Genomic DNA, 14,973 nt, shown 5'->3' with positions numbered 1-14,973 from the left:
GTACCGCTAATATAATTACGAATTTATAGGTTTGAGTATTTCCCTCCTTTGGAGGGATTAAAGGAGGCCACAAAAAAAAACCCAAAGCTTTCACTTTGGGTTTTCACACTAATACTACTAAGATGTTAGGTTTAACGTAATCTATCAACAGATTTTACAAGTTCTTCATCCTTCTTGATGGCCTTATTGGCTAATGCCAATAACACGATAGAAACAATAGGGAGAAGCATCCCAATACCTTTCTCTGAAACCGCCGTTTCTCCAGATACATTTAGTGATCGATACACGAAAAATCCTAGTAAAAAAAAGTTTAATATGATGTTAAGTTGGCCCAGTACAAACTGAAGCTTCCTCTTTTTATATCTAAATATTGATATGATTGAATACAACGCTGATACTAAAAAAGCTCCATACACATAATTATTATCTGTGGCAAACACTTTTTCACCTGTATCTGTGATCCATAAATGGAAAACAAAAATTAGCCCTGCAGAAACTCCTGCAGCTAATAAAAGGTATATAGTTTGAATACGTTGTAACATATAATTTCACTTAACTAGACAGCAAAAATAATGGAATTAATATTAAAAAATAAAATAAAGTTGTATTATTGCAGTAATAATTCACAACAACCGCACTTACAAGCGGTTAATTCTTCAAGATTTTAAAAATCATTTTCAGAATTACTAAACTTAGTATTCAAATAAAATATTCAATTAAACATAAATGTTTGAAATTTCACAATTAAAAGAAAAAAAACTCGCTGATTTACAGGAGATTGCAAAAAAATTGAATGTCCCAAAATATCGTTCAATGAAAAAATTAGATTTAGTATACCAAATACTAGATCAACAAGCTGCAGATCCTAAAGCAGTAAAAGCTGTTGTTCCAGAAGCTACTGAAGCCACTAAAAGTGAAAAACCAGCTAGAAAACCTAGACAGCGCGTTCAAAAGCCTGTTAGAAACGAACAACCAAAAAACAATGATAAGGCTGCAGATAATAAACCTGCTCCTGCTGTTGAAGCAAAGGTAGAAGCTAATGATACACCAAAAGCTGAATCTCCTCAAAAAACTGAAGAGAAAAAGCCAGTACATAAGCCAAACCCTAGGCCAAAAAACGATGGTCCTAAAAAACCAAACCCTAGGCCGCAAAACAAGAATCAGCATAAAAACCAAAAAAATGGTAATGTAGATAAGGGTAATAAAGATAATAGAAACCGTTACCGTGAGCCAGATTATGAGTTTGATGCCATTATAGAAAGCGAAGGTGTTTTAGACATCATGCAAGATGGTTATGGTTTTTTACGCTCTTCTGATTACAACTATTTATCTTCTCCTGATGATATTTATGTATCGCAATCTCAAATCCGTTTATTCGGTTTAAAAGTTGGTGATACGGTTTTTGGAAATGTAAGACCTCCAAAAGAAGGTGAAAAATATTTCCCTTTAATTAAGGTTAGTAAAATTAATGGACAGAGCCCTAATGTGGTAAGAGACCGTGTGTCTTTTGAGCATTTAACGCCTTTGTTTCCGGAAGAAAAATTTAATATAGCAGAACGCCAAAGTACGATTTCAACGCGTATAATGGATTTATTTGCTCCTATTGGTAAAGGGCAACGTGGTATGATTGTATCGCAACCAAAAACTGGTAAAACCATGTTACTTAAGGATGTTGCAAATGCTATTGCAGCCAATCATCCAGAAGTTTATCAAATGATTTTATTAATTGATGAACGTCCTGAAGAAGTAACAGACATGCAACGTAATGTTCGCGGAGAAGTTATTGCTTCTACCTTTGATAAGGAAGCGCACGAGCACGTAAAAATTGCCAATATTGTACTTGAAAAAGCAAAACGTTTGGTAGAATGTGGTCATGATGTAGTTATCTTATTAGATTCTATAACACGTTTGGCAAGAGCATATAACTCCGTACAACCTGCATCTGGTAAAATATTAAGTGGTGGTGTTGATGCTAATGCGTTACACAAACCAAAACGTTTCTTTGGTGCTGCCCGTAATATAGAGAATGGTGGCTCACTTACCATTATAGCTACCGCACTTACCGAAACTGGTTCTAAAATGGACGAAGTTATCTTTGAAGAATTTAAAGGTACTGGTAATATGGAGCTTCAGTTAGATAGAAAAATATCTAACCGTAGAATTTTCCCTGCTATCGACTTAACATCTTCAAGCACGCGTCGTGATGATATTTTATTAGACGCCGTTACCGTGCAACGTATGTGGGTAATGCGTAAATATCTTGCAGACATGAACCCTGTTGAAGCTATGGAATTTATTAATGATCGTTTCAAGCAAACAAAAAACAACGAAGAATTTTTAATATCAATGAATGGCTAATTTGCCGTTCCCGTGTAGACGGTAAAACTAAAAATAACTAACTCAAACTAAAAAAAGCCTTAACATATCAATTGTTGAGGCTTTTTTACTTTTATATTTTGGGCGTTACCACAAGGGTCGGGCTTTCCGTTACAAGTCCTCGCTCGTACCTCGCTGTGGGCTTTCCTCTGCAATCCCTAACGCAAAATAATAGTATCAATTAAGCTTTGTGTGCATCATATAATAACTAAAAAAGCCTTAGCAAGAGTATCGCTAAGGCTTTTTAATATTTTTAAAATATTATAACTAATAGTTATTCAAAAGATCTCTGTACTCTTTTAAATCTGAAACATTCCCTTTATTGTTAAGGTTTTTCATAAGCGCAATTACATATTTAAGACTTTCTACTGGAGATACTTCATCATTAGTTTCAACAGTACCATCTTCTTCTATAGGCTCATCATCAAGCATTGGAATCATAAAAGATTCAGTTGCTTCTATATGCTCATAAGTCAACCTAAGTACTTTAACTACTAAAGGAATTTGTGCTTCAAGAGCATACGTTCTTAATTCCTTAATGTCTTCGATTAATGTATCTGTATTAATTCCTGTTTTATCAAGATTCTTCAGAATTTTATCAATTAATTTTATTGCTTTTTTATTTTCCAAAAGTGAGTAATATTAAGTTGTTAAGTAATAAATGCAAATTTATATTATTAAACTGTAATCTTATTAAAAAAAATCACAAAAAAAGCCTCTCATTTCTGAGAAGCTTTCAAATATCTTGAACTTTAAATAATATTAAAGTGCAGCAACGTGTTTTGCTAAACCAGATTTAAGGTTAGCCGCTTTGTTAGCATGAATAATATTTTTCTTAGCTAATCTATCTAACATAGATACAACAGAAGGAAACATTTTTTCAGCTTCTTTCTTATCAGTTAACTCACGTAATTTTTTAATAGCATTACGAGTAGTTTTGTGCTGATACTTGTTAACCAATCTTTTTGATTCGTTACTTCTAATTCTTTTTAATGCTGACTTGTGATTTGCCATTTTGTTTTTTTCTTAATTTTTTAACTGTAGCCCGTAGGGGAATCGAACCCCTCTTACATGGATGAAAACCATGCGTCCTAGCCGATAGACGAACGGGCCATTTTTATTTTGAGTGCGCAAATATAAAAACTATATTTTAAACTTGCAATACCTTTCAAATAACTTACAACGTTTCCATTGCGGATGCAAAAATACAACTATTTTTAAATGTCGCAAGAGGTAAATAATATTTTTTTAAAAAAATTTATATTCACCTCATTTTCAGCATAAATTAATATGCCTTCGCAAACAATACTCTACGCTTAGAAGGGTTTCCTGTATAAACACATTTCCCCGCTTCTACCTTTCCTTCTAATGGAATACAGCGAATAGTAGCCTTTGTTAACTCCTTTATCTTATCTTCAGTTTCGTTAGTACCATCCCAATGCGCCGAAATAAAACCTGTTTTTGTTTCTAAAACCGTTTTAAATTCATCAAAAGTATCTACTTCTGTAATATGTTCATTTCTAAAATCTAAGGCTTTAGTAAATAACGATTCTTGAATTTCTTTTAATAACAATTCAATCTTTTCATTTAAACCATCTAAAGCAACAACTTCTTTTGTTAAGGTATCACGTCTTGCAACCTCAACAGTCCCGTTAGCTAAATCTCTTGCTCCAATAGCAATACGCAATGGAACACCCTGTAACTCATGTTGTGCAAATTTTGCACCTGGTCTGCGGGTTGTTCTATTATCGTATTTAACTGTAATATGCTTAGCTCTTAAATTACTTGTAATTGTATTTGCAACTTCTGTAATAGCCTCTAAATCCTCGTCTGACTTATATATAGGAACAATAACCACTTGATTTGGTGCTAAACTTGGAGGCAATACTAATCCATAATCATCACTATGTGTCATAATTAGTGCGCCCATTAATCGTGTAGATACACCCCAAGAGGTAGCCCAAACGTAATCTTGTTTTCCTTCTTTGTTAGCAAATTTAACATCGAATGCTTTTGCAAAATTCTGACCTAAAAAGTGAGATGTACCAGCTTGCAATGCTTTTCCGTCTTGCATTAAAGCTTCAATACAATAGGTTTCATCTGCTCCGGCAAAACGTTCACTTTCAGTTTTTAATCCTTGTATTACAGGAATAGCCATAAACTTTTCTACAAACGTAGCATAAACGTTATTCATTAATTCAGCTTCAGCTACAGCTTCTTTTTTAGTTTCGTGAGCAGTATGTCCTTCTTGCCATAAAAATTCTGCTGTACGTAAAAATAAACGGGTACGCATTTCCCAACGCACCACATTGGCCCATTGGTTAATTAATAATGGTAAATCTCTATACGATTGAACCCAGCCTTTAAATGTGTTCCATATAATAGCTTCACTTGTTGGTCTAACTATTAGCTCCTCTTCTAGCTTGGCTTCTGGGTCTACGCGTAACTTTCCTGGTTTATCTGGATCATTTTGCAATCTATAATGTGTTACAATGGCACATTCTTTTGCAAAACCTTCTGCGTTTTTTTCTTCTGCTTCAAACAAACTTTTAGGAACAAAAAGTGGAAAATAGGCATTTTCATGACCCGTTTCTTTAAACATTTTGTCTAATTCTGCCTGCATTTTTTCCCATATGGCATAACCGTAAGGCTTGATTACCATACACCCTCTTACTGCTGAATTCTCAGCTAGGTCTGCCTTAACAACCAATTCGTTATACCATTTCGAATAATCCTCTGCTCTACTAGTAAGTTTTTTGCTCATATCTTTATTTTGGCACAAATATTGTGACTATGTTAAATAGAAAAATAGTTCAGCAAAACTAACTATTTTTGTTATGTTCAACAATAAAATTAAAGAGATATGCAATTTAACAACTACTTACAAGGAAAAGTGCCATTTATAGCCCTGCTTGGCTTACTATTTGGCTTGGTGTCATGTGGTTCTTACCAATATGTTGGTGTAGATAGTGATGGAATTTATGGAGATGCACCCCAAAATACTGAGGCGGTTGTTACAATTCCTAACGAAGGAAATAGCAATTATTATAAAAACTATTTTAAAACAAAATCTATAGAATCTGAAAACATAAATCTAGGAAGTGAGATTTTTACAGACATAGACACATATGAAAGTGATAATTTTGTTGAAAACGATACTTTACAAAACAATTACGAAGGCTATGCTGGCTGGGGTCAAGACAGTAATAGTGTTGTTATAAACTATATTGATAACGGTTGGAATAACTGGGGTTGGAATGGTGGCTTTGGCTACGGATGGAACCGATGGAACAATTGGGGCTATGGTGGATGGAACAATTGGGGTTATGGTGGCTGGAACAACTGGGGTTATGGCGGCTGGAATAGCTGGGGTTACCGTGGTTGGAACAACTGGGGTTACGGCGGCTTTTACGGTGGCTGGGCTTTTAACAATCCATGGGGATATTACGGATACGGCTATAATAGATACAACAACAATAGATTTAATAATGGCTTTTACAATAACAGAGGCTCTTATAATAGCCGAAGAGGTGTTTCATACAGTAATTCAAGAAGGAATAGCTATGCAGCCAACAATTCAAGTAGAGGTGCTAATAACAATAACTTAAGCAGACGTAGTTCTGTGAGCAGTCAAAATAGAACTACTACCTCTAAATACAATACATCAAGAAGAAGTAGTGTGAATAGAAGTACTACTTCTGCAACAACTAATAGAAGATTGTATAATCCAAATGGAACGCGTACAACTACAGGAGTAACAAGACGATCAACGGCAACGCCAAATTCTACTGTTAGACGATCTTCGTCAACAGTAACAAGAACACCGTCTACAAATTCCACGACACGTTCATCTTCGTCCACAGCTAGAAGAAGTTCTAGTACTGTATACAGACAACAACCAACAAGAAGTAGCTCTAGCTCAAGCTCTGCAAGAAGATCATCGTCTTCAAGTAACAGAAGTTACTCACCAAGTAGCAGTTCGTCTAGATCTAGTAGTTCTAGTTCTGCGTCTAGATCATCTAGCAGTAGCAGAAGTTCAGGAAGTAGCTCAAGATCTTCAGGTAGCAGCAGAAGACGTTAATAGAATTATTAAAGAAAAAACTATATATATGAAAAAGTTGAATTTATTGTTCATAGGTCTACTATCTATGTCTACAATTTACGCACAAGATATAAGTGATGCATTAAGATATTCACAAAGTGAAATTCAAGGGACTGCTCGCTACAGAGCATTAAGTGGTGCTTTTGGAGCTCTAGGCGGAGACATGAGTGCGGTAAGTGCAAACCCAGCTGGATCGGCTGTTTTTAGTAGAAGTCATGCATCTTTTACAGGATCTAACGTAGATTTAGAAAACAATACGAATTATTTTAATGGTTCAACAAACTCAAATACTTCCAATTTTGATATTAATCAAGGTGGAGCTGTATTTGTATTTGCTAATACGAACCCAAAAACACCTTGGAAAAAATTCACTTTAGGTATTGCTTACGACAGAACTGCAAATCATAATGATGTTTGGAATGCTGTTGGGACAAATACAAACAATCAATCTATTGACTTATACTTCTTAAACTATGCTGATGGTGTAAGACTAGGAGACATTTATTTACTAGATGGAGAATTTATTGAAGATGCTTATTCTGACATAGGAAATGCATTTGGTTTTGGTCACCAACAAGCCTTCTTAGGCTATCAAGCCTATGTGCTTGAGCCTGATGCTGACGATGACGAAAACACAACATACTTTTCCAACTTAGTAGACGGAAGTTTCGATCATGACTATTTATATACAAGTACAGGCTATAACGGCAAAATATCATTTAACCTAGCTGCACAATACGAAGACAATTTATATTTAGGAATTAACTTAAACTCACATTTTATAGATTATCAACGCACCTCATCATTACAAGAAGATAATGCAAATGGAGGCACAATAAGTTTTATTGATTTTGACAATAATTTATCAACTACGGGTAATGGATTTTCATTTCAACTTGGAGGAATAATGAAATTATCTCCAGAACTAAGACTTGGTGTTACTTACGACTCCCCTACTTGGTACAACATTGAAGAAGAGACTACACAATATATAAACTCAAATCAAGCAGATTCAGATATCTCTTATATTGAAAGTATTGTAAATATATACCCGCGTTACAAATTACAAACACCAGCAAAAATCACAGGAAGTTTAGCTTATATTTTTGCAAGACAAGGTTTAATAAGTTTCGATTATTCCAAAAAAAATTACGGTAACACTAAATTTACTCCAGAAGCAGATTTTACAGATGTGAATACTGGAATAAGCGATGTTTTAACTGATGCTTCAACGTATCGTTTTGGAGCAGAATATAAACACGAACAGTTTAGCTTTAGAGGCGGTTATCGTTTTGAAGAAAGCCCTTATTTAGATGGTATTACTGTTGGTGACTTAACAGGCTATTCTTTAGGTTTAGGTTATAATTTTGGGAACACCAAACTAGATGTGACTTACGACAAATGGGAACGTACTGATGAAACACCTCTTTATAATGTTGGCTTAACAGATTCGGCCACACTTAATAGAGAAAACTCAAACATCACACTTTCATTAAGTTTTAACATATAATACTAATTTCACAACAATATATAAAGGTTTGTACTTCACGTCCAAACCTTTTTTATTTTCACGTAATTTAAAAGCAAGTATGGAGACTAAATTGATTTCCAGCTTTAGCGAGAATGGCAAATCTAATTAGAACTTCAATTTGTTAAATTGAAGCATTCTTAAATTATTAATTATTTGCAAACAAAAAGCATAACAAAAAGTGAAATGCTTATCTTTGCAAATTAAATTTTGACTTATTAATCATGGCTTTTGATAGTAATATAGAAGATTTTGACGCATTAGGAGACGATCATATTGGTACATCTGAAAACACACCAATGCGTAGCGATGCTTTTAAATTGAACAACGAAGAAAAGATAGACATCATTAAGGATGATGTCCGTCATATTATGGAAACCTTAGGTTTAGATTTAACAGACGACAGTTTAAATGGCACACCAAACCGTGTTGCAAAAATGTTTGTTAATGAAATTTTCAGCGGGTTAAATCCTGATAAAAAACCAAAAGCTTCTACTTTCGAAAACAAATATAAATATGGTGAAATGCTGGTTGAAAAAAACATTACGGTGTATTCAACCTGCGAACATCACTTATTACCTATAGTTGGGCGCGCACATATTGCATATATTTCTAATGGAACTGTGGTTGGTTTATCTAAAATGAATCGTATTGTTGATTATTTTGCAAAACGCCCACAAGTTCAAGAACGTTTAACAATTCAAATAGTTAGAGAACTTCAAGAAGTTTTAGGGACTAAAGATGTTGCTTGCGTTATTGATGCAAAACACCTTTGCGTAAATTCAAGAGGCATACGCGATATTGAAAGTAGCACAGTAACTTCAGAATTTGGAGGAAAATTCAAAGATATGGAGACCCGTAGTGAATTACTTGATTATATCAAGTTAGAAACTAAGTTTTAAATATGTTTTCTGTTTAGTTGTTAAGCTGTAAAGTCGAAGTTTCATTCAGCTTTACAACTATTCGACCAACAACTAAAACATACAAAATGCATTTGTACTCGTTTGAAAAATTAGATGTTTGGAAAGAAGCTATTCAACTTTCTGTTAAAACTTATAAAACAACCGATTTATATCCAAAAGAAGAAAAATTCGGATTAGTTTCTCAAATGAGGCGGTGTGCAGTTTCTGTTTCTTCAAATATAGCTGAAGGCACGGCAAGATTAACAAATAAAGATAAAGCTCATTTTATGACTATGGCATATAGTTCAGCCTTAGAATTATTAAATCAAGCCATAATTTCAAAAGAATTAGGATTTATTTCCGAAGAAAACTATAAAAATATTAGATTTGAAGTTGAATCAATAACGAATAAGATTAATGCTTTAAGGAATCATTTTCTTAAAACGTAAACGTATCGACTCAACAGCTAACGACTTAACAAAAAAACAGAAATGCTTCTCTACAAAGAACAAAATATTAAAGTTTACAACTCACTTACTAGTAAAAAGGAAACATTTACACCAATTAACGAAGGCCATATTGGTATGTATGTTTGTGGCCCTACAGTTTATAGTAATGTCCATTTAGGAAACGTAAGAACCTTTATGTCTTTTGACATGGTTTTTAGATACCTTAAACATTTGGGTTACAAAGTAAGATATGTTAGAAATATAACTGATGCTGGGCATTTAGAAAATGATGCAGATGCTGGTGAAGATAAAATAACAAAAAAAGCGCGTTTAGAGCAAATTGAACCTATGGAAGTTGTACAGCGTTATACTGTCGATTTTCATAATGTATTAAATACATTCAACTTTTTGCCTCCAAGTATAGAACCTACTGCAACTGGCCATATTATTGAGCAAATTGAATTAATAAGTAAGATTATTGAAAATGGTTTCGCTTACGAGGTTAATGGCTCTGTATATTTTGATGTTCATAAGTTTAATGAATCACATGAATACGGAAAATTAAGTAAGCGTAAACTTGACGATTTAATTCATAATACAAGAACACTAGACGGACAAAGCGATAAAAAAAATCCGCAAGATTTTGCACTTTGGAAAAAAGCAGAACCGCAACACATTATGCGTTGGCCTTCACCATGGAGCGACGGTTTTCCTGGTTGGCATCTTGAGTGTACAGCCATGAGCACAAAGTATTTAGGAGACAAATTTGATATTCATGGTGGCGGAATGGATTTAAAATTCCCGCATCACGAGTGTGAAATTGCTCAAAATGAAGCTGCTATTGGTGTTAGCCCAGTTAATTATTGGATGCATGCTAATATGTTAGAACTGAATGGGCAACGTATGTCTAAATCTACTGGAAACACAGTTAATCCAGATGAATTATTATCTGGCAATAACACATTTTTTAGTAAAGCTTATTCGCCAAGTGTTATTAGATTTTTCAATGCGCAAGCTTCTTACCGAAGTGTGTTAGATTTAACAGATGAAGGCTTACTAGCTAGCGAAAAAGGGTATTATAGATTGATGGATGCTGTAAATTTATTAGATAATTTAAAGGCATCCTCTACATCATCTTTAGATATTCCAGCATGGAAACAAACATGTTACGATGCGATGAACGACGATTTTAATTCACCAATTTTAATCGCTCATTTATTTGAAGCTGCAAAATATATTAATCAGGTTAAAGATGGTTCTGAAACTTTAAATAGTGAGGATTTAACACTTCTAAAAACAACCATAAACAATTTTGTTTATGATGTTTTAGGTCTTGAAAACACAACAAATAATGATTCTGGAACCGATAAACTTTCTGGCGCCGTTGATGTTTTAATTCGATTAAGACAAGATGCCAGAGCAAACAAAGATTTTGCCATGTCTGATAAAATTCGTGATGAATTGGCAGAAGTTGGTATTCAGCTTAAAGATGGTAAGGACGGGACGACGTTCTCGACTAATTAGTTTGTCGTAGAGTCGGTTTTTGTTAAGTTGTTTTAGTTTACTTCGACTTAACAACTAAACTGCATACAACTTAACAAATGAAAAAACTACTCATAGCACCGTTTTTGTTTTTGATAAAAGTGTACCAAACATTTATATCGCCATTTACACCTGCTACTTGTAGATACACCCCAACATGTTCACATTACAGTAAAGAAGCTTTACAAAAACATGGTTTATTTAAAGGTGGCTGGCTGGCAATAAAGCGTATTTTTAGCTGTCATCCATGGGGCGGTTCCGGTTATGATCCTGTTCCTGATAAGGATGACAACTAAAAATGCCAATGCGCCAGCTCGCCCGCTCGCTAAAAATGTACACCGCACATTTTCTTAACACTCCATCGCTTTGGCTCGGTTCTGGTTATGACCATAACTAATAGGGATGATAACTGAAAATATATGTAATACGTATTTTATAAAAAAATCAATAAAAATAATGTCAAAATTAAAAACTCAAACTGACGCTAAAATTGAAGCGGGAAGACAAGCTAAACCTGAATTCATGAAAGGTGTTGACGATGTAATTAGTAAAGCTAAAGCTTTTGAACAAGGAAGTGATGCTATTAAAATTGGACAAAAAGCGCCAAATTTTGAGCTACCTAATCAAGAAGGGAAACCTATATTATTAGCGACTCTATTAGAACAAGGACCAGTTGTTGTTACATTTTATCGAGGTGATTGGTGCCCGTATTGCAATTTACAGCTTAGAGCTTTGCAAGCAAAACTAAATGATATTCATGCACTCGGCGCTACATTAGTTGCTATCAGCCCGCAAGTCCCAGACGGATCTTTAACAGAAAGTGAAATAAGCAAAATGGAATTTATTGTACTATCCGACCAAGATGCAAAAGTAGCACAACAATACGGGGTTGCATGGGAAGTTCCAGAATTTTTAATGGAACATATGCGTGTTGACAGAGGGCTTAATCTAGACAAAGTTAATAATGGTAATGGTGCAATCTTACCTATTCCCGCTACATTTATTTTGAACACCAACAGCGTTGTTACATGGAACTATGTTAATGTTGATTACAGAACACGCTCTGAACCTGATGAGATTATTGAAGCTTTAAAAAATATGTCTTAAAAAATTCCATATTTCAAGGATTTGATTTAATAAAAAAAGCTCAACAAACTATATGGTTATTTAGTTTGTTGAGCTTTAAATTTGTTGTCTAAATGATTATTTGCGACTTAATAATTATGATTTTAAATTAGACTTCTAGATTTTCAATTTGTATAATTTTTGTACATTAATACCTTAAAACCAATCAATATGAAATTAAGATGTCCGCTTATCTTAAGTCTTACAGCGCTATTATTATTTCTTACTTCTTGCTCTAGTGAAAAAAAAGAATTTGCCACTATGCTTATTTATGGTGGAACAATTTATACTGTGGACTCCACTCAAACTACTGTAGAAGCAGTAGCTACAAAAAATAATATGATTCTTTTTGCTGGAAGCCTTTTGGAAGCTGAACAATTTAAAAATAAAGAAACAGAACTCATTAATTTAGAAGGCAAAACAATGACACCTGGATTAATTGAAGGACATGGTCATTTTCTGGGCTTAGGCTATAATGAATTAAATCTAGATTTGATGGGCACAACAAGCTATCAAGAAATTGTAGATGCCGTAGCAGAGCGTGTAAAAACTGCCAAACCTGGAGAATGGATTTTGGGTAGAGGATGGCATCAAAGCAAATGGGATTCTATGCCTGTTGGAACAGTCAAGGGGTTTCAAACACATCATAGACTAAGTGAGATATCACCAGACAATCCAGTTTACTTAAGTCACGCTAGTGGTCATGCAGGGTTTGCGAATTCCAAAGCCATGGAAATTGCTGGATTGCAAACTTTAGCAAAAGAGGGCATTAAAGATTTTGGTACAAAAGGAGGAGAAGTTATAGTAGATGAATTTGGCAGGCCAACTGGAATTTTTAACGAAAATGCCCAATCTTTAATTTATAAGCATATACCAGACGAGACAGTTGAAAATGAAGATCAGGCTTTTAAACTAGCTATTGAAGCTTGTCATAAAAATGGCATTACAAGTTTTCATGATGCCGGTATACCAAAGACGACTATTGCATTATATGAAAAAATGAAATCGAAGGGTAAAATGAATACCAGGATTTATGCAATGCTTGCAGGCTGGGATAAAGAATTACTTGAAGAGTGGTATTCCAAAGGTCCTTTAGTAGATCCTGATCATTTACTTACTATACGGTCTGTAAAATTACATTGTGATGGTGCGTTAGGCTCTCGCGGAGCCTGGCTACTAGAACCTTATACGGATAGGCCAGATCATTTTGGTCATGAAACCCTACCAATGGATTTTGTAGAAAAAACAGCTTTATCTGGTCTTAAAAATGGTTTTCAAGTATGTTCTCATGCAATTGGTGATCGTGCAAATAAAGAAATTCTTGATAGGTATGAAATCGCATTTAGCGAAATGCCAGAGAAAACCAAAGATCATAGGTTTAGAATAGAACATGCACAACATCTGCACCCTGATGACATACCTCGTTTTTCAAAATTAGGTATCATTCCTGCAATGCAAGCTATACACATGTCTTCTGATAGACCTTGGGCGATTGACCGGCTAGGAGAAAAACGTATTAAAGAAGGCGCTTACATGTGGCAAGCTTTACTTAAAAGTGGCAGCCCCATAATTAATGGAACTGATGTCCCTGTAGAACCTTTAAACCCAATAGCTAGTTTTTATGCTAGCGTAAGCCGAAAAACTTTAAAAGGAACGCCAGATGGCGGCTATGAACCTGAACAAAAAATGACACGAGAACAAGCCTTGAAATCTTATACTTTAGATGCTGCTTATGGTGCCTTCGAGGAAAACATTAAAGGCTCGATAACCAAAGATAAATTAGCTGATTTCACTATTTACAATCAAGATTTAATGACTGTAAATGAAAATATTATTTTAAACACAGAAGTTGTTATGACTATTTTTGATGGCAAAATAGTTTATTCTAAGCAAGACTAATTCTATTTTTTCGGAATAGCCTTAAAAATTTATAAAACAAAATCAGAGTACGTTTAGTTATAACCGACTAAAAGAAACAAAAAAGCTCAACAAACTAAATATACATTTAGCTTGTTGAGCTTTAATTTAGATTAACTAAAGCATTATAACCTACTTAACAATTCAGCCTTTTTGTTTTCAAACTCTTCAACAGATAAAATAGATTTATCCTTTAAGGCAGCTAATTTTTCTATTTTAACAAAAATATCTTCCTCGAAATCTGTATTATTTATTCCAGTATTAACAGGCTCTTTAGTTTGATCAACAAAATCAGGCTCTTGTTGATTACTTACAACATTTTCAACCTGTTGTTGTTCTTGAATGGGGTTAGATACTTCTTTACCTCCTGAAACAATGGGTAAGGTATTTAAATCTACATTACCATATTGACTAGTAAACGAAACAGAATAATTTCCGCCTTGTTGTTGTCCTACTCCACCTATTTGATTATCGAGTGTATCAAAAACTGTTACTTTTCCGTTTTGTTGAATAGCTAATCTTCTAATATTATTAAAAATAGCATAACTGGTATTGTTTTGACTTCCGGTAGAATTAGGAGCCCCTAAATCGCCCCACCAATTACCACTAAATCCAGATTGAAACCCGCTTTGATTATGGTTTTTTGGTTTTGGCAATGGTTTATATTGAATAGCGCCTTGATTTATCAAATTTGACAACTCAATACAAAGTCCATCTACAGTAGCTTTAAGTTGATAATTAAACATATCGCCTACCATAGTCATACCACCTTGCATCCATTGACCACCTCCGCCTAACTCCGGAATATTAAATTGAGCCATGGTGCCATTACTCGCCATAAGGTTATAGGTTAAATCTGTAACCGCATTAACACTTATGCCATATCTATTTGCTACATCCGTTATGTTTTGAAAACTAACATCTGTAAATATTGCATTCATAATTTATCTTTTTATAAAATTTAAAAAAATAGTAATCTACTAATTTTGCGCAAAGGTAGTCTTTAACAAAACAAACCATGCATTTTAAGTT

The 14,973-nt window shown here is 34.2% G+C and carries 14 protein-coding genes and 1 tRNA gene; 9 read left to right on the top strand and 6 right to left on the bottom strand.

The features are described from left to right. Positions 1-131: 131 nt before the first annotated feature. Complete coding sequence (locus SJY43_RS08570; RefSeq protein ID WP_396600328.1) at positions 132-542, bottom strand: DUF4293 domain-containing protein; 411 nt, start codon at positions 540-542, stop codon at positions 132-134. 184 nt (positions 543-726) lie between these two features. Here SJY43_RS08570 and rho point away from each other — a divergent pair, with 184 nt between their 5' ends. After that, entirely contained in the window at positions 727-2,358 is a 1,632-nt protein-coding gene (rho, locus tag SJY43_RS08565) for a transcription termination factor Rho (RefSeq protein ID WP_396600327.1), read from the top strand. Positions 2,359-2,643: 285 nt separating this feature from the next. On the opposite strand, the gene SJY43_RS08560 is transcribed toward rho, so the two are convergent. The 4 genes from SJY43_RS08560 to proS all read right to left on the bottom strand — a co-directional run bounded on the left by SJY43_RS08560 (position 2,644) and on the right by proS (position 5,140). After that, complete coding sequence (locus SJY43_RS08560; RefSeq protein WP_396600326.1) at positions 2,644-3,006, bottom strand: hypothetical protein; 363 nt, start codon at positions 3,004-3,006, stop codon at positions 2,644-2,646. A 132-nt stretch (positions 3,007-3,138) separates the two neighbouring features. Further along, on the bottom strand, positions 3,139-3,390 hold the full coding sequence (rpsT, locus tag SJY43_RS08555) for a 30S ribosomal protein S20 (protein WP_396600325.1): 252 nt from the start codon (positions 3,388-3,390) through the stop codon (positions 3,139-3,141). A gap of 27 nt (positions 3,391-3,417) precedes the next feature. After that, positions 3,418-3,489: transfer RNA gene (locus SJY43_RS08550), tRNA-Glu, on the bottom strand. A gap of 172 nt (positions 3,490-3,661) precedes the next feature. Beyond that, positions 3,662-5,140: a proline--tRNA ligase gene (gene proS, locus SJY43_RS08545; RefSeq protein ID WP_396600324.1), complete on the bottom strand. Its 1,479-nt coding sequence runs from the start codon at positions 5,138-5,140 to the stop codon at positions 3,662-3,664. 99 nt (positions 5,141-5,239) lie between these two features. On the opposite strand from proS, the gene SJY43_RS08540 reads away from it, so the two are divergent. From SJY43_RS08540 to SJY43_RS08505, 8 genes are all read left to right on the top strand, one after another. Further along, entirely contained in the window at positions 5,240-6,457 is a 1,218-nt protein-coding gene (locus tag SJY43_RS08540; protein ID WP_396600323.1) for a hypothetical protein, read from the top strand. 28 nt (positions 6,458-6,485) lie between these two features. Further along, positions 6,486-7,988, top strand: a complete 1,503-nt coding sequence (locus SJY43_RS08535) for an OmpP1/FadL family transporter (protein WP_396600322.1) — start codon at positions 6,486-6,488, stop codon at positions 7,986-7,988. Between the two features lie 242 nt (positions 7,989-8,230). After that, positions 8,231-8,908 carry a GTP cyclohydrolase I FolE gene (gene folE / locus SJY43_RS08530; protein ID WP_396600321.1) on the top strand — a complete coding sequence of 226 codons (678 nt, stop codon included), beginning with the start codon at positions 8,231-8,233 and terminating at the stop codon, positions 8,906-8,908. 86 nt (positions 8,909-8,994) lie between these two features. Next, entirely contained in the window at positions 8,995-9,357 is a 363-nt protein-coding gene (locus SJY43_RS08525; protein WP_396600320.1) for a four helix bundle protein, read from the top strand. Positions 9,358-9,399: 42 nt separating this feature from the next. Then, positions 9,400-10,881, top strand: coding sequence for a cysteine--tRNA ligase (cysS, locus tag SJY43_RS08520; RefSeq protein WP_396600319.1), 1,482 nt, complete (start codon positions 9,400-9,402; stop codon positions 10,879-10,881). Between the two features lie 77 nt (positions 10,882-10,958). After that, on the top strand, positions 10,959-11,195 hold the full coding sequence (gene yidD, locus SJY43_RS08515; protein WP_396600318.1) for a membrane protein insertion efficiency factor YidD: 237 nt from the start codon (positions 10,959-10,961) through the stop codon (positions 11,193-11,195). Positions 11,196-11,355: 160 nt separating this feature from the next. Next, entirely contained in the window at positions 11,356-12,006 is a 651-nt protein-coding gene (locus SJY43_RS08510) for a peroxiredoxin-like family protein (RefSeq protein WP_396600317.1), read from the top strand. Positions 12,007-12,195: 189 nt separating this feature from the next. Further along, positions 12,196-13,923, top strand: coding sequence for an amidohydrolase (locus tag SJY43_RS08505; RefSeq protein WP_396600316.1), 1,728 nt, complete (start codon positions 12,196-12,198; stop codon positions 13,921-13,923). 143 nt (positions 13,924-14,066) lie between these two features. Here SJY43_RS08505 and SJY43_RS08500 read toward each other — a convergent pair whose 3' ends face one another. Continuing rightward, the gene (locus SJY43_RS08500; protein WP_396600315.1) at positions 14,067-14,882 is read right to left on the bottom strand and encodes an SHOCT domain-containing protein; all 816 of its coding nucleotides are present in this window, start codon (positions 14,880-14,882) and stop codon (positions 14,067-14,069) included. Between the last annotated feature and the right edge of the window lie 91 nt (positions 14,883-14,973).

The sequence above is a fragment of the Algibacter sp. R77976 genome, assembly GCF_044594645.1.
In the GTDB taxonomy this organism is placed as follows: domain Bacteria; phylum Bacteroidota; class Bacteroidia; order Flavobacteriales; family Flavobacteriaceae; genus Algibacter_B.
This window is presented reverse-complemented; position numbering and strand designations above follow the sequence as displayed.